Origin of the sequence: Vibrio sp. SCSIO 43155 (assembly GCF_023716605.1) — a bacterium.
In the GTDB taxonomy this organism is placed as follows: domain Bacteria; phylum Pseudomonadota; class Gammaproteobacteria; order Enterobacterales; family Vibrionaceae; genus Vibrio; species Vibrio harveyi.
On the sequence record NZ_CP071852.1, the window covers coordinates 1,401,519 to 1,417,242 of the forward strand.

General features: G+C 45.8%; 12 protein-coding genes. 5 read left to right on the top strand and 7 right to left on the bottom strand.

Going from position 1 to position 15,724, the window contains the following annotated elements; all coding sequences use genetic code 11:
- Positions 1–455: 455 nt before the first annotated feature.
- Positions 456–1,913, bottom strand: coding sequence for a cardiolipin synthase (cls, locus tag J4N44_RS06460; RefSeq protein WP_005450675.1), 1,458 nt, complete (start codon positions 1,911–1,913; stop codon positions 456–458).
- A gap of 372 nt (positions 1,914–2,285) precedes the next feature.
- Here cls and J4N44_RS06465 point away from each other — a divergent pair, with 372 nt between their 5' ends.
- From J4N44_RS06465 to J4N44_RS06480, 4 genes are all read left to right on the top strand, one after another.
- Positions 2,286–3,713 carry a sodium-dependent transporter gene (locus J4N44_RS06465; protein ID WP_005450673.1) on the top strand — a complete coding sequence of 476 codons (1,428 nt, stop codon included), beginning with the start codon at positions 2,286–2,288 and terminating at the stop codon, positions 3,711–3,713.
- Between the two features lie 261 nt (positions 3,714–3,974).
- A complete protein-coding gene (locus J4N44_RS06470) occupies positions 3,975–5,588 on the top strand; it encodes a methyl-accepting chemotaxis protein (protein WP_026000108.1) in 1,614 nt (537 codons plus the stop codon).
- Positions 5,589–5,637: 49 nt separating this feature from the next.
- Positions 5,638–6,330, top strand: coding sequence for a TIGR01621 family pseudouridine synthase (locus J4N44_RS06475; protein ID WP_252044979.1), 693 nt, complete (start codon positions 5,638–5,640; stop codon positions 6,328–6,330).
- Between the two features lie 31 nt (positions 6,331–6,361).
- The gene (locus tag J4N44_RS06480; RefSeq protein ID WP_005450667.1) at positions 6,362–7,294 is read left to right on the top strand and encodes a class I SAM-dependent methyltransferase; all 933 of its coding nucleotides are present in this window, start codon (positions 6,362–6,364) and stop codon (positions 7,292–7,294) included.
- A gap of 140 nt (positions 7,295–7,434) precedes the next feature.
- On the opposite strand, the gene J4N44_RS06485 is transcribed toward J4N44_RS06480, so the two are convergent.
- The 3 genes from J4N44_RS06485 to norR all read right to left on the bottom strand — a co-directional run bounded on the left by J4N44_RS06485 (position 7,435) and on the right by norR (position 12,308).
- On the bottom strand, positions 7,435–8,478 hold the full coding sequence (locus J4N44_RS06485; RefSeq protein ID WP_252044980.1) for an FAD-binding oxidoreductase: 1,044 nt from the start codon (positions 8,476–8,478) through the stop codon (positions 7,435–7,437).
- A gap of 76 nt (positions 8,479–8,554) precedes the next feature.
- The gene (hcp, locus tag J4N44_RS06490) at positions 8,555–10,216 is read right to left on the bottom strand and encodes a hydroxylamine reductase (protein WP_252044981.1); all 1,662 of its coding nucleotides are present in this window, start codon (positions 10,214–10,216) and stop codon (positions 8,555–8,557) included.
- 562 nt (positions 10,217–10,778) lie between these two features.
- A complete protein-coding gene (gene norR, locus J4N44_RS06495) occupies positions 10,779–12,308 on the bottom strand; it encodes a nitric oxide reductase transcriptional regulator NorR (RefSeq protein WP_005450661.1) in 1,530 nt (509 codons plus the stop codon).
- Positions 12,309–12,578: 270 nt separating this feature from the next.
- Here norR and J4N44_RS06500 point away from each other — a divergent pair, with 270 nt between their 5' ends.
- The gene (locus J4N44_RS06500) at positions 12,579–12,731 is read left to right on the top strand and encodes a hypothetical protein (protein WP_017188183.1); all 153 of its coding nucleotides are present in this window, start codon (positions 12,579–12,581) and stop codon (positions 12,729–12,731) included.
- Between the two features lie 69 nt (positions 12,732–12,800).
- On the opposite strand, the gene J4N44_RS06505 is transcribed toward J4N44_RS06500, so the two are convergent.
- Genes J4N44_RS06505 through J4N44_RS06515 form a run of 3 tightly spaced genes read right to left on the bottom strand, consistent with a single transcriptional unit; the run spans position 12,801 to position 15,724 of the window.
- Positions 12,801–13,409: a CDP-alcohol phosphatidyltransferase family protein gene (locus J4N44_RS06505; protein WP_005450653.1), complete on the bottom strand. Its 609-nt coding sequence runs from the start codon at positions 13,407–13,409 to the stop codon at positions 12,801–12,803.
- Complete coding sequence (locus J4N44_RS06510) at positions 13,402–14,049, bottom strand: ATP-binding cassette domain-containing protein (protein ID WP_005450651.1); 648 nt, start codon at positions 14,047–14,049, stop codon at positions 13,402–13,404. Before J4N44_RS06510 ends, J4N44_RS06505 begins: the two co-directional genes overlap by 8 nt.
- Positions 14,015–15,724 carry an ABC transporter permease gene (locus J4N44_RS06515; RefSeq protein WP_252044982.1) on the bottom strand — a complete coding sequence of 570 codons (1,710 nt, stop codon included), beginning with the start codon at positions 15,722–15,724 and terminating at the stop codon, positions 14,015–14,017. Before J4N44_RS06515 ends, J4N44_RS06510 begins: the two co-directional genes overlap by 35 nt.

Genomic DNA, 15,724 nt, shown 5'->3' on the forward strand with positions numbered 1-15,724 from the left:
AAATTCCCTGTCTAAATTACGATTTTCAATATTTAAAACATGGACCAAGGGTGGTTTGCAAGGGAAAAGTAGAAATGAAACGACTCGTCAGAGCATAGAGCGAAAAACAGTGAGAAAGTGCAACAGATAAAGAAAACCGACAGCATAGAACTGTCGGTTTTGTAGAGATTTATTAGCTTTATACCCAAGTGACTTCAAGATGCAGGATTCAGAGCGTAGTCATTGATTCGAGGTCAAGGAAAACAACGCAGCGTAATAGCCAGCTCTTTCCAAGTTGTTTGACGCAGAAGTCGAGTCAATGACACGCTCCCAAAGGGCGAGTTGTCTTGGTTTGTATACTTTGTTGTCGATTCTTGATTTAGACCCACTAGACCTTTAAATCGCCGCCGCGTCTACAAACCAAGTCATTCTCGCTGAACCTAGCATCTCGAGGTTACTTGGGTATAACTCATTTGTTATAGCAATGGGTTAAATAGATAGAAAACACGTTCCAAGAAACGAGAGAAGATACTGCGCTTCTCCCATTCTTCTTTATCAACAGTGTGTGATTGTTGGATGTAGGTGTCCTGCAGCCACGACATTTGCTTGGTGAACTCTTCGTCATCTACTGCCAGAGTTACCTCAAAGTTGAGCCACAAGCTGCGCATATCCATGTTTACCGTGCCGACCAGACAGAATTGATCATCAATCACCACCGATTTAGTGTGCAATAAACCGCCATAGAACTCGTAGATTTTCACACCAGCAGCCATCAACTCACTGTAGAAAGCTCGCGATGCCCATTGCACCATCATGGAATCGTTTTTGTGCGGGATGATCAGCTCAACATCGATGCCACGTTGTGCGGTCATTTTTAATGTTTCGAGTAAATCAGAGCTTGGTACGAAGTAAGGCGTGGTGATCCTCACCGAGCGATTCGCTTGGTTGATCGCCAAAGTCAGTACTTGGTAAATCAAGTACTCCGGCATCCCCGGACCAGATGGAACCACCTGAATTGGATGTTGAAACTCATCGCTGTTGTCAATGCGGCACTCTGGGTGTTTAGGTAACTGACGTTCACCTGTTTCTACTTCCCAATCCCAGCAGTGAATGGCACTTAGCACGTTGACCGTAGGACCGGTAATTCGCACCATGATGTCAATCCACTGACCAACACCACTGCTTTGTTTAAAGAAAGCAGGGTCGACCAAGTTCATTGAGCCTGTATAAGCAATTTCGTCATCAATCACGATGATCTTACGATGCTGACGCAAGTCCAAACGGCGCAGGAAGATACGCCACATTTTAACTTCCAATGCTTGTACTACATCGATGCCCGCATCCTTCATCATCTTATACCAATGACTGCGGAAGAAACGCGGACTACCAGCAGAGTCAAGAAGCAGTTTTACGTCTACGCCACGTTTTGCCGCTTGAATCAGTGCAGAAGCGACTGAATCGGCTAAGCCTCCTGGGTGCCAAATGTAGAACACCATTCGAATGCTGTGCTGTGCGTTTTCGATATCTTCAATGATGGAATGAAGGATCTCATCCGGTGATTGCTGAAGTGAAAGTGTGTTACCACTTAATGCAGGAAGACCCAAACGGTTGTTACATAGCTCATCAATGCGATAGATATGACGCCCCATTGCTTCTGGAACATGTGCGTTACAATCATTTAACTGAGTGAACCATTGTTGGAACGGTGTGAACATCACTTTAGCCCGTTCTGCACGTTTTCGACCAAGGTTAAGCTCACCAAATAAGAAATAACAGGCAACACCAAGCACTGGCAGGATGTAGATGATCATCAGCCATGCAAGAGAGACGCTAACAGCGCGACGTTTTAATACGACACGAATAGTAACACCAGCCACTAGGAACCAATAAAGCCCAATGCTAGCTAGGGTGAGAAAGTGATAGAACTTGTCCATATACGCCAAAAGTAATAAGCCCAACATGGATATTAAGCGGAAATGACGTAACGGGAAACTATTTTCATACCAACACGGTTAGGTGATTTTATGTTGTGAAATAGATTTTATAACGGGGTAATGTGTTACTAAGGTGTGAAAAGTTGGATGAAACTTTAACTTTTGCGCAAAAAAGCAGCATTTAGCGTGAACAATGATACATTTGCGCGATAAATGTGCTATTCGGGGTTCCAATTTTAAAGTTAAACTGCTTTACTTGCCATACATAGAGCGTCACACAAACATCTTATAAAGTGTACATTAATATTTACACGAACATATTCTAGACGCCTATCTCTATGCAAACACAACAAAACATTTTGGAGAAAAAGCGTGGCTACAAATACAGCAGCACCACGTGATACGTGGGGGTCTAAACTAGGCTTCGTAATGGCAGCAGCGGGTTCCGCTGTCGGTTTAGGCAATATATGGAAATTCCCTTACACAGCTGGTGAGAGCGGCGGCGGTGCGTTCGTTGCAATTTACCTTTTGTTTGTTATTTTTATCGGCTTTAGCGTCATGCTTACTGAGTTCGCTATTGGTCGTAAGACAGGTCTTTCAGCAGTAGGTGCTTTCAAATCGACTGATCGTCGTTGGACATTTACGGGTGTTATCGGCGTACTGAGTGGTCTATTGATCATGGGTTTCTACCCTGTAGTAGGTGGCTGGGCGTTAGCGTACATCTTTAAAGTAGGCGGTGGTCTACTAAGTGCTCCTGAAGCAATTGGTGACAGCTTCGGCGGCTTCATTTCTGATCCAGTTCAACCGCTAATGTGGATGGGTGTTTACCTGTTCCTAAACATCGTTATCGTAATGAAAGGTATTTCTGGCGGTATCGAGAAAGCGGGTAAAATCCTAATGCCTCTTCTATTCCTTATCCTGATCGTTGTATCAGTGAAAGGTCTGATGCTACCGGGCGCAATGGCAGGTCTTGAGTTCCTGTTCATGCCAGACTTCTCAAAAGTAGACAGCAATGTCGTTCTAGCGGCGCTAGGTCAGGCATTCTTCTCTCTAAGTCTAGGTATGGGTTGTATGATGACATACGGTTCTTACCTGAAGAAGAAAGAGAACCTAGTTCAAACAACCGGTATGGTTACGGCAATGGACACAGGTGTTGCAATCCTAGCGGGTGTAGCAATGTTCCCTGCAATGTTCGCATTTGGTATGGAGCCAGCAGCAGGTCCAGGTCTAGTCTTCGTAGTTGTACCTCAACTGTTTGCTGAAATGGGCGGCGTAATTGGTCTTCTATTTGCTCTGATGTTCTTCATTGGTCTTACTGTTGCGGCACTGACGTCTTCTGTATCTCTACTAGAGGTAGTTGTTTCTTACCTAATCGATGAGAAAGGTCTGAAGCGTTCAACAGCAGTACTGTCTGCGAGCGTCGTAATGGCAACACTATGTGTGTTCGCGTCGCTGTCACTTGGTGGTGTTGGTCCAACTCTATTCGGTACGGGCGCATTTGATATCTTCGACCTACTAACAGATAAGATCTTCCTAGCGGTCGGCGGTATGTTGGTATGTATCTTTGCAGGCTGGCGTCTAAACCGTGCTGACCTTGAAAAAGAGATCACTAACGATGGTAAAGTTTCTTTCCCTCTATTTGGTCTATGGTACAACCTAGTTAAATACGTAATCCCAGTCGCTATCGCAATCGTAGCTTTCATGGGCATCAAGTCTGGTTTCGACAGCGGTAAAGGCGAAATCATGCTACTTGGTATTGGTATCATTGCCCTCGCAGGTATCTTTTCTAAGAAGCTATAAGCGAGAAGTATTCAGCTAAATTCAAAAACTAATAAACGGGAGTCTTCACAGGCTCCCGTTTTTTATATTCATTATTTATAGGATTGAGTGAATTCATATTAATAATGGGTATTAATTGTGAGACGACTCGCAAAGAGAGCTGGATCACAAAAATAAGTGTTAAAGTTGCAGTTGAACGTTCCGATAAGCCTTACAAAGCATGTGTAAATATGTGGATGAACTAAGTTAGAAAATAGAAGACAAGGGTAAGGTAGGTTATTAGTGACAATGTCTGTTCGTAAAAAACTGTACGCGAGTTTTGGTGCAATCTTAGCGATCATGCTGGTGATGATTGGAATTATCACATTAGAAGTATTGAACTCGCACGAAGTGGCTGACGAGGTAAGAACGGACGATGTTCCTGAAACTGTTCAGTACTTAATTTTGATCGATGAAGCTGGTGATGTTTATCGTGATGCATTAGGTAGCATCGTAGGTGTATCGGGTGCTCAGGCGGAGTACCAAGTAAATAAACAAGAATTTGCAGCAGCGATTGCTGAAGTCAAACTTTTGGAAACGGTTGGTGGCGAAGATTACCGTAATGTTGAAAAAGTTGAACGTTACATGAGTAATTTCACTCGTGACTTTGAGTCGCAAATTTTGACTAATCTTGGTCTAGAAAACGTTGAAGAGAACGTGGCGCGCCTTCGCTCTCTTTATGACGCTAACCTAGCGCCGATTGAATCTATCCTTGATGCGGCATCAACGGATGGTCGCCAAAGTACCAGTGAAGCGCTACTGGACCTTTCGGATTCGTTTAATAGCATTGAACTGACGATTTATGTGCTTGGTTCGATTGCGCTGATTGCAACAGCCGTTATTGCGTACTTGTTGTCCAACTCAATTACTCACCGTTTGAGTAAGCTCGATGAGTTAGCGCAACGTGTCGCTGAAGGCGATTTAACGGTAGAACCGATTGAAGATAAATCGGGTGACGAGTTGGCTAACCTAGCGACTTCTCTAAATAAGATGCAAGCATCATTGACTAGCCTTATTGGTTCGATTTCGCTCGTATCGGAAGAAGTGAAATCGGTTACCGGCGAGCTGTCAGTTGTGAGCCAAGATATTGTGTCGGGTGCAAGTAGCCAATCTGATAAAGCAAACCTGATTGCGACTGCGGCAGAAGAGTTGAGCTTGACCATTTCTCAAGTTGCAGAGCAAGGTGCTGCGACGTTTGAAGAAGCACGCAAGTCGGAATCAACCGCTGAACAAGGTCGCACCGTGATTGTTGAGATGGTGGAGAGTATTCAACAGGTATCACAGCAAATGTCGGATATGTCGGTGCAAATGAACAGCCTAGGTTCTCATGGCGAGAAAATCGGCGCGGTTATCAAAGTGATTGAAGACATTGCCGAGCAGACGAACCTGTTGGCATTGAACGCGGCAATCGAAGCGGCACGTGCAGGTGAGTTTGGTCGTGGCTTTGCTGTGGTTGCCGATGAAGTACGCGCTCTGGCTGAACGCACAACGAAGGCAACACAAGAGGTCGGTGAGATCATCCAAGCGATTCAAGTCGGCACTCAAGAGGCAGTGACTTACACGGAAGATGGCTGTCGTTTGGTTGAAATTGGCGTGAGTCAAAGCTCGGGAGCGGTGAACTCACTGGAAGAAATCGTTTCTGGTGCGGCTCATGTTCAAAGCATGGTTAACTCAATCGCGACAGCAGCGGAAGAGCAAACCGCAGTGACGAAAGAGATTGCTGCTGACATTACATCGATCAGCGACATCTCAAACCGTTCATTACAATTAGCGAATGACAGCTCGCAAAGCGTAGAAGGTCTGAACCGTAAAGTTCAAGAATTGGAAGCGCTGGTGGGTAAGTTTAAGCTCGCCTAATTGCTTAGAATCGGTATACTTCTGGCTCCAAACGTGGAGCCAGTTTTTTATGTTCGACATTCTACACACCCATCCAGATTTTCTGATCATCAATAAACATCCCAACGTCTCAGTACATAAAGACGATGGTGAAACTATGTTGCTGCAAGAAGTAGCGAAACAAAGTGGTGATGAGCAGTTGTATCTTATTCACCGCCTCGACAAAATGACGTCTGGAATTTTGCTTTTGGGTCGCAACGCAAAAGCAGCAAGCGCGTTGTCGCAAGCATTTGCAGATCGTGAAGTCGAGAAGTTCTATCTTGCGATTGGTTCGAAAAAGCCTAAGAAGAAGCAAGGGCTGGTAGTGGGGGACATGGAACGCTCTCGTCGTTCTTCATGGAAACTGGTCAACAGCAAAACGAATCCAGCGATTACCCAATTCTTTTCTCTCGCTGCAGAGCCGGGAGAGCGCCTGTTTTTATGCAAGCCGCATACTGGCAAAACACACCAAATTCGTGTGGCATTAAAATCCGTTGGTTCGGGTATTGTTGGTGATCCTATTTATAATGCAGGTAATGACGCTGACCGTGGTTACTTGCATGCATTTTCATTGTGTTTCCCGTATCAAGATGAAGCACACTGCTTTGTTTGCGATCCACGCGAGCATAAAGCGCTTGGCAGTAAATGGCACAATGAAATTGTATCCCAAGGTATCGACACTTGGCTTTCTCCGTGGGAACTGAACTGGCCTACGATCAAATAACCATTACAAAGAAAACGAATAAGAGAATTCGATGCAAGCATCACAACTTCCGCTGTTTTTCCAGCATCTAGAAGCGGAGCTAACACAAGCTCCCAATGAAATCCGCCGACTGTTTCACGGTCGCGGTCGCCGCTTCGAAGGTTTAGAGCAAATCACATGTGATTGGTTACAAGGTCAGTTGATCATTAACCTATTTAAAGAAGTCGATGAGACGTTTGTTTCTGAATTAAAAGCTGGATTAAATACGCTTTCTGAATCTGCTCTGTGGGCAGAGAAACAGGGTCGCACTATCGTGATTCAACACCGTTATGCTGACGGCGCACCTTCAGAAATTCTGTTGGGTGAGCTAGATGCTCGACCTGTGGTTGAAGAAAGTGGCTTGAAGTACCAGCTAGATATCGGTCGTAACCAGAACTTCGGTTTGTTCCTTGATATGCGCTACGGTCGTGATTGGGTTCGTGAAAATGCCAAGTACAAAAATGTACTTAACCTGTTCGCTTATACTTGCGGCTTTTCTGTGGCGGCTATTGCTGGTGGTGCCGATAAAGTCGTAAACGTGGATATGGCAAAAGCGTCGCTTTCGAAAGGTCGTGAGAACCATAAACTGAATGGTCATAACATCAACCAAGTGAGCTTTATGGGGCACGACATCTTTAAGTCGTGGGGGAAGATCAAGAAGTCAGGTCAGTACGATATGATCATCATCGATCCACCATCATTCCAAAAAGGCAGCTTCGCGTTAACGAAAGACTACAAAAAGATTCTACGCCGTTTGCCAGATTTGCTAGCAGAAGGTGGGCAAGTTCTCGCGTGTGTAAACTCGCCATCGGTGACCAGCGATTTCTTGATTGAAAGCATGAAGGAAGAAGCGCCTGAGCTGACATTCCGAGAGCGTTTGGACAATCCACCAGAGTTTATGGATGTAGATAGCGAAGCCGCACTGAAGGTTCTGCTGTTTAGCTGAGTTTAAAGCGAGGTTCCCAGCTCAGTCGTTTCTCCTTATAGAGAATTTCTATCAAATGCTTCGCGTCTTGGTAGAATTACAGTCTTCGATAAACAAAAAGCGCCGAGTACGGCGCTTTTTTAATGTTTGTATCAACCGCTTTAACCAATCTGAACTTCGAGGTCGGATTCAATCGTCGAAGAACAGGCGAGTACATAACCTTGTTCAATTTCTTCCGGTGTTAATGTTTCAAGGCTGGTTGAAGAAACACTGCCTTTGCGAACCTTACACTTACAAGAGCCACAAATGCCACTTCGACAAGCGACGATCAACGGTAACCCTGCGCCTTCCAACACATCAGCAAGGACTTGACCTTTTTGTGCATCAATCGTTTGAGCAAAGTCGGGGACTGACACACTTGCCGTTTCATCTGACACTTCAGCTTCTTCACTTGCTGCTGGTGTAAAGCTTTCTTGGAAGAAGTTAGCCATATCAAAACCAAGCTCGGTCAAATAACCTTGAACATCGAGCATGAACTGGTTTGGACCACATAGATAAACCGTGCGCTGATTAAAATCTGGGACCAAATCCTGAAGCCATTCCTTACTGAGTCGACCTTCAGGGTACTGTGTCTCACCGCGATTTTTTAGTAACAGCTTCAAGTTAAAATCTGGGTAAACCGAGTGGTAAGTCTCTAGCAAATCAAAGTAAATCGTTTCTGGTTGAGAGCGAGCGATATGCAGAAATTCGATATCCACTTCTTGATCATTGCTCAGCCATTGTTTTGTCATCGCGAATACGGGAGTGATGCCGCATCCAGCACTGATCAGCAGGGCTTTCTTTTTACCTTCTAGCGTGATTGGTGGATGGTCAATGCAGTTGAAATCACCCGTTGGTGGAAGAGCTTGAACTGTATCTCCAATCAACAGTTTATCGATGATGTAGTTTGATACCTTCCCGCCGTCGACGCGTTTAATGGTCAGTTGTAAGCAATCATCGCCGGAAAGGGAACTGAGTGAATAGGCTCGGAATTCCATCTTGCCATCGATTTCAATGCCAAGATTTATGAACTGACCCGCTTTAAATTCAAACAAAAGCGATTCAGATAAGTCTGCCAGCTTGAGGCTCACTGCATCGGCAGTCTCGTGATATTTATCTACACAGCGTAAGGTGACAGGTTGACTGCCTTGCCATTCAAAAAACATAACAATCTCTTTGGTTGTCGAGTACTCAATAGATAAAAGCGCCCCCAATTAAGGAGGCGCGTGATAAGCAAGGTGATTACGCTGCTAGGATAGTTTTAAGGTCATCTTGAACATTACCAATGCTGCGCATATCGAACTTCTCTTGGATAATTGCAATCAGGTTTGGCGTCAAGAATGCAGGCGCTGTTGGACCTGTGTAGATGCCTTTCACGCCTAGTGCGAATAGCGTAAGTAGGATCACAATCGCTTTTTGCTCGAACCAAGAAAGAACAAGCGTAAGAGGAAGCTCGTTGATGTCGCAGTCGAATTCTTTCGCAAGGGCTAATGCCAGCTGAATTGCTGAGTATGCATCGTTACATTGACCCACATCCAATAGGCGAGGGATGCCATTAATGTCGCCAAATGTATTCTTGTTAAAGCGGTATTTACCACAAGCCAGCGTTAGGATTAGCGTATCTTCTGGTGCTTCTGCAGTGAAGTCTGTGTAGTAGCTACGTTCTGCTTTGTCGCCATCACAACCACCTACTAGGAAGAAGTGTTTGATGTTGCCTTGTTTCACTTGGTCGATAACCGCAGGAGCCGCGTTCATCAGTGCGTTACGTCCAAAACCAACCGTGATGTTGTGCTCGATTTCGTCGTGTTGGAAGCCTTCTTGTGCCAATGCACACTCGACTACTTGGCTAAAATCATCACCTTCTAGGTGAGCGACACCGGGCCAACCTACAATGCTACGAGTGAATAGACGGTCTGCGTACTGACCCACGTTCGGGTTCAATAGGCAGTTTGAGGTCATCACAATCGCGCCAGGGAAGTTGGCGAATTCTTTCTGTTGGTTCTGCCACGCGCTGCCGTAGTTACCTACTAGATGAGGGTATTTCTTCAGCTCTGGGTAGCCGTGTGCAGGCAGCATCTCACCGTTAGTGTATACGTTAATGCCTTTGCCTTCGGTCTGTTGCAAGATTTTTTCTAGGTCGTGAAGGTCATGACCAGAAACAAGAATACATTTGCCTTTGACTGGCTTAACGTTAACGGTTGTTGGCTCTGGGTGACCGAACGTTGCTGTTTCACCGTGATCCAGCATTTCCATCACTTTGTAGTTCATAAGACCAATACGCATTGAGCAATCTAACAGTTCGCCTAGATTTTCAGGGTCAGTACCTAACCAGGCCATGATTTCGTGGTATTCGGCGAAGATGTCATTGTTGGTTTGCTCAAGTACGCGTGCGTGTTCCATGTACGCAGCTGCACCTTTTAGACCGTATAAGCAAAGCAGACGTAGACCGATAACGTCTTCGTGTAACCGGTCTTTACCGCGGTTTACCGCAACTTGAGGAGCAAACGCCAAAATTTCCTCTGCGCTGTTTGGCAACTCGAAGTTCGCTACATCAGGAATGTTCACTAGCACTTCATCTGTAAGAGCTGCTGCTGTCATCGCTTGGTCTTTTAGCAGCGCTTTGTAAGTGGCTGCTTGAGAAGTCAGTTCAAGGATACGTTCTGGGTCAAAGTTTACGTTGGTCAACGTAGAGAAGAATGCTCTTGGAGCCCACTGGTTGATTTCATCATTGATGATATTGAATTCAAGCGCGCGTGCTGCCCAAAAAGAAACCCCTTGCAAAGTGTAAACCAACACGTCTTGTAGATCGGATACCTCTGAAGTTTTGCCACACATACCTTGTGCGAAAGAACAGCCTTTTACAGCCGGGGTTTGGATTGTCTGTTCACATTGAATACAGAACATATTGGGTTCTCCAGTGATTGTAGTAATAGTCGTTTTGTTTTCTCCAATAGAGCAGAATGCGTGCCAATAATTATCTCTTTGATTTTTAATGGCTTTATGTGTTTTTGAGTATGTCGCTGATGTGATTTTTACAACGTAACTGATGTGTAAATAACAACGGTGTATTTGAATTGGTGGTAAAAGCGACGCGCGAGAAACGTTTTAATGGGCGATAGTAAAAGTGCTTGTTAAACAGGAGATAAGTTATTGCGGTTTTGTGAAGGCAAGAGATTCCCGATTGCGCTCCTTCGTCGCTGTCAGGAATGACGCAATAAGGCAACTGAAACCTTGATGAGTTTAAAGAGTTACAAGAAAGCTGAGACTTGAGCGGTTTAATTATTACGAATGAGGAAGAGTAAGTGAAATACGAGAAACCAGATAGGACAGTTAGCCCATGTACATTGGTGTTGGGTGTCATTCCGGACGAGCCAGAGTGAGTTATCCGGAATCTCTTTGTTTACTATCGATATGTTTGCTATCGATAAAAGTAAATCGTTGTTTCATAAGGGCGAAGCGGGAGCCTCTATTTATTTATGCCGAGCTTTTTACCCATGCGATATAAGTTGCCTCGATCCATTTGTAAAAACTCCGCTGCTTTTGCCCAAACACCGCCAGATTGGCTCAATGCGTGCTCAATCAAGTCATGTTGATAACGCTCCACCAACTCGCGCATCGGCTGGCTCTCTCTAGGCAAGTAATGTGATGTGCTTTTTACATCATCTAACGCGAGTGAAGTGTCAAAGTGATTGAGCATGATGGTGCTATCGCCTTGCTGAATGGCATGTAATGCCGCTCGCGTTAAGGTATGCTCAAGCTCTCGAACATTACCGTACCAAGGCAGAGACTCTAATTGAGTCAGTACCTTAGGGTGAACATGAAGGTTTGGTGCGTTAAATTGCTGGCGCACTTTTTCCAGTAAGTATCCCGCAAGAACTGGAATGTCGCCGTCACGCGCGCGCAGTGGTGGTACTTTGATGGGAAACACGTTCAATCGATGGAACAAATCAGCGCGGAATGTGCCAGTTTCCACTTCTTTTTCTAACTGTCGGTTAGTGGCTGCGATGATGCGTACGTTCACCATCAAATGCTGATCGCTGCCCACACGTTGCAGCTCGCCTTGCTGAATAACGCGTAGTAGTTTTGCTTGTAAAACCAAAGGCAATTCACCCACTTCATCTAGGAAGATTGTGCCGCCATCAGCTAGCTCGAACTTACCTGCACGGTGACTATTGGCTCCGGTGAAAGCTCCCTTCACATGACCAAATAGTTCGCTCTCCGCCAGCCCCTCGGGTAGAGCGGCACAGTTCACGTAGATCATCGGCTTATCGTTGCGATGAGATTGAGCGTGAACTGAATGAGCGACAAGTTCTTTACCTGTACCGGTTTCTCCAGATACCAATACCGCGTAATCCGATTGTGCAACGGTTGCTATATTATTTCGTAACTGATTGATCTGTGGACTTAAGCCAACCATGTCACCATGTTGTGATCGCGCTTGTTGAATCAGGGTTTGTGTAACGCTTTTTTGCTTTTGGTTTTGTGCTTTGAGGGCTTTTAATTGTGCAATGTTGCGCAGTGTTGCCGCCGTTAGTGCCGCGAAGGTTTCGATAGCTACTGGGTCGATATGATCAAACGCGCCAACCGCAAGTGCATCCATGGTTAATGCCCCGACAAGTTGCCCTTCAACATATAAGCTAAAACCCATACAGTCATGGACATCAATGCATTGGTCTTCGGTCAATAATGTCCCGTCAAATGGGTCGGGCAGGGCACAGTCGGCATCGAAGCGAACAGGCTCACGGCTGTGGATAATGGCGTCTAAGCGCGGATGGGCTTTAGGAAAATAACGGCGACCGAGTACTGAGTTTGACAAGCCTTTTACTGCAACCGGCGTTAGAAAGCCATCCTCATCGAATATGAACAAGCAACTCGCATCACAAGGGAAGACTTGTGCGACCCCATCAATCAGGTTTTGGTATTGCTGCTCATGAGAGCGATTTGAGCTCAAATTGAGTGCGATATTGAGGAGTACATGGTCAACAGTAGGAGTCATAACAAGCCCAGAGTTATCTTGAATGGGCTCATGCTAGCAACTTGATGTCATTTGAACATCGAAAGGTGAAATAGATTGATGTTCCATTGACGACGATCAAGTGACACGCCAGAACTGTGATACAAATAAATGCAACTGGTTGAGTTTAATGAATTGAAAGCAATGATCGCTCCACTTCTAAGGAACATATCCTAAATTGGAACTTCAGCATTGACCTCAAGTTAACTTGAGCTTCTATCCTCGATTTGAAAAACGTCAGGAGGGTAGGTTATGCAAAACGATTACATTAAAGAACTAGCGGTGAAGAGCTATCAAGAAGAGCGACAAAAAGAGTATTTTCGAGCTAAGCAGCAGAAGTGGCATGTGCCGAGTTTTGTCTCTGGGATTGTGGTGACGCTGGTGGTGAGTGGGATGCTTTATTGAGGGAAGATTGAAAAGAGATTCCCGGTTGCATTCCTTCGTAGCAATCAGGAATCTCCCTTTAAGTTTTGTTTACGGTTTCAGCGTATGAAACCCAGAGTAAATACGCGTAAACGTGGTAAACCAACACGCCGCACCAAAGATATACGCAATAACGGCAAAATGTTGTGGGAACAAACAGAACAACACGAAACAACCAATGGTCTCGGTGCCTTCTGTTAGACCGCTCATGTAGTACAGAGATTTGTGTTTGTAGACAGGGTTATCGATACCGCGTTTACCTGCCATGATCGCGAAAGCTAAGAAGCTGCTCCCCGTGCCAATAAACGAGAAGATCAAGAATGCGCCCGCGACGGCGTTTTGTTCTGGATTTGCCAACACAAAACCAAATGGAATCAAAGAATAGAACAAGAAGTCCAAGCTAATATCGAGAAAGCCTCCGGCATCGGTAATGCCTTGGATTCTTGCCAACGCACCATCTAATCCATCACAAATTCGGTTCAGCAGGATAAACGCTAATGCGAGTGTGTATTGCTCTGCCATCAATGCTGGTAGGGCAAAGCAACCAAGGGCAAAACCGAACAGTGTGGTTTGGTTAGCCGTCACGCCACATTTGTCGATCAGCTTTGCGCTTTGTGCCAGTGGCCACTTAATGATTTTGATGCTTAGGCTATCAAGCATGACTTGTCTCCCACGGCCAGTTTAGGCAACGACTGCCTGCAGGGATATCGTCTTCATCGTGCGTCACCATCAACGCTGGGATATTAGCGAGTTGAAGCTGTTCCACGACCCAGTTACGAAACTGCACGCGCAAATCTTTATCGAGTTTGCTGTATGGTTCGTCGAGTAGGGCAACTTTTGGTTTCGCCAACAACATACGAGTCAGAGCGATACGGGCGCGCTGACCACCTGATATTTGATCTGGGAAAGATTCCGCGAGCTTGGTTAACGAGATGTGTTTCAATGCTTGCATCGCACGTTCTTTACGCTCAGCCCCTTTGATTGAATCAGGCAGAGCGAAGGCAAGGTTTTCCCATACGGTGAGGTGCGGAAAGAGCAAATCGTCTTGGAACAAAATACCTACCTGACGCTTATGCGCAGGCAAAGCATCCAACTTTTCATTATCGAGAGTGATTGAGCCTGAATAGTCGAACTCGGAAGATAGGTGACCAGCAATGGCATCCAATAAAGTGGATTTGCCACAGCCGCTAGGACCCATCAGGGTAACAATTTCACCTTTCTCTACCGTCATATTGAAGGCAGAGAAAAGCGTGTCGCCATTGGTTTTATGGATGGCGAGGTTTTCGAGACAGAGACTCATTCGGTAGTAAACCTTTAATAGACAACCGGCGATACTTAACGTGTAAGCGGCTAAGTAAAATCGCAAAAGAGAAGAACATTAACGGCAAGAGAGCTTGCCAAATTGCGTAAATCGCAGTGACACGACGGTCAAAGCCACTTGATAGGGCGACCGCTTCTGTTGTTATTGTGCTGATGCGACCAGCTCCCAGCACGAGTGTTGGTAGGTACTGCGCTAAGCTGACACTAATGCCAACTGCCCAAGCAAAAGCAATCGCAGGCAAAAGAATGGGCAGTTTGACTTTTAACCAAGCCTGCATCGGTGATTTACCAAGGCTTAAGGCGACACGAGTCAAATCATTGTCGAAGCTGCGCCATGGACCGTCGAGTGATAGGTAAACAAACGGGAAAGCAAAGAAGACGTGTGCCCAACATACCCAGAACAAGTACGCGCTGCTGTCGAGGTACAGCGTGACGACTTGCATTCCAAACAAAACGGAAAGCTGCGGAATCAACATTGGCACGGCAATGATGTACCCTGGGACTTGCCAGCGGTAACGCAGTCGGTATTCGTGAGCAATCAGAGCAAGTACCAGAGCAATTGATGCGCTGATCACCGCAATCAACATGCTTTGCTCTAGCGTGCCAAGAATGCTTTGCCACTCGTATTCCCAAAAACGTAAGCTGTAACGGCTTGGTAATAAGTCAGGGAAACGCCAACGTTGTGCAAAGCTCCACACCACCATCAACGGCACCATCAACAGTGCGATTAGAGCAATCATAGAGAACAAGGTTTTTCCCGGTAAGCGGAAACCGCTACGACCGGAGTATTGCCAGCGTTTAAAGCCTTTAGTAACGCTCCACTCTACGAGTCGAGCAAAGCCAATCAATAGGCTCGCAATCGCAAACAACACAACTGCACCCGCCGCCGCTCTTGGTAGGAGGGATAAATCAGGATCGTTAAACCACTGCCATACCAATACTGCAAAGGTAGGAGGGTTGGTTGGACCGATAATTAGCGCGACATCGACAACGGATAAGCTGTAAGCCAGCACGGCTAGCATTGGGAAGCGCAGTTTTGCTAACCATTGTGGGAAAACGCATTTCCACCAAGCTTGAGCCGAGCTATACCCCATCGAATGACTGACTTTTTCTATCTTCTCGACCTTCAATTGTTGAAGAATCGGAATACTCATCAACAAAAGGAACGGGACTTCTTTGACGGCAAGCATGATGATCAAACCCAGTGCGTGTGGGTCTTTGATCAGCAACGCTAAGTCATTCACCGTTTGCGCATTTGGATCGTAACCAAACATTTGGTTGAGTACGCGAACGCCCATACCTGTTGGTGCAAATAGGAAAGCAAAACCAATGGCGAATGCCACGTGTGGCATGGCAAGAAGCGGAGAAAGACTGACTTCGATTTTACGCCAGAATTTACTTCCCCAAGAAGCTTGCAGAATCGCAAACGTCATCAAACAAGCAAGGTAGCTACTGAAAATGGCAGAGTAGAACGTTAGACCAATAGATGTCCACACGCCTTCCCAGTCAAACACAGCATCAAAGCCATCAAGTGAAAAATGATGTAAGCCGATAGGGGGAACATAGCCGAGCGCAGAGACCACCACCCCGAGTAGACCCGGGATGGTTGGTAATATACAAACTGCGATAATAACTAGATACAGCGCTCTTAACAT

Coding starts and splice junctions, on each gene's coding strand:
- cls (WP_005450675.1), bottom strand. CDS start 1,913: ATGGACAAGTTCTATCACTTTCTCACCCTAGCTAGCATTGGGCTTTAT.
- J4N44_RS06475 (WP_252044979.1), top strand. CDS start 5,638: ATGTTCGACATTCTACACACCCATCCAGATTTTCTGATCATCAATAAA.
- J4N44_RS06480 (WP_005450667.1), top strand. CDS start 6,362: ATGCAAGCATCACAACTTCCGCTGTTTTTCCAGCATCTAGAAGCGGAG.
- J4N44_RS06485 (WP_252044980.1), bottom strand. CDS start 8,478: ATGTTTTTTGAATGGCAAGGCAGTCAACCTGTCACCTTACGCTGTGTA.
- hcp (WP_252044981.1), bottom strand. CDS start 10,216: ATGTTCTGTATTCAATGTGAACAGACAATCCAAACCCCGGCTGTAAAA.
- norR (WP_005450661.1), bottom strand. CDS start 12,308: ATGACTCCTACTGTTGACCATGTACTCCTCAATATCGCACTCAATTTG.
- J4N44_RS06500 (WP_017188183.1), top strand. CDS start 12,579: ATGCAAAACGATTACATTAAAGAACTAGCGGTGAAGAGCTATCAAGAA.
- J4N44_RS06505 (WP_005450653.1), bottom strand. CDS start 13,409: ATGCTTGATAGCCTAAGCATCAAAATCATTAAGTGGCCACTGGCACAA.
- J4N44_RS06510 (WP_005450651.1), bottom strand. CDS start 14,049: ATGAGTCTCTGTCTCGAAAACCTCGCCATCCATAAAACCAATGGCGAC.
- J4N44_RS06515 (WP_252044982.1), bottom strand. CDS start 15,724: ATGTTAAGAGCGCTGTATCTAGTTATTATCGCAGTTTGTATATTACCA.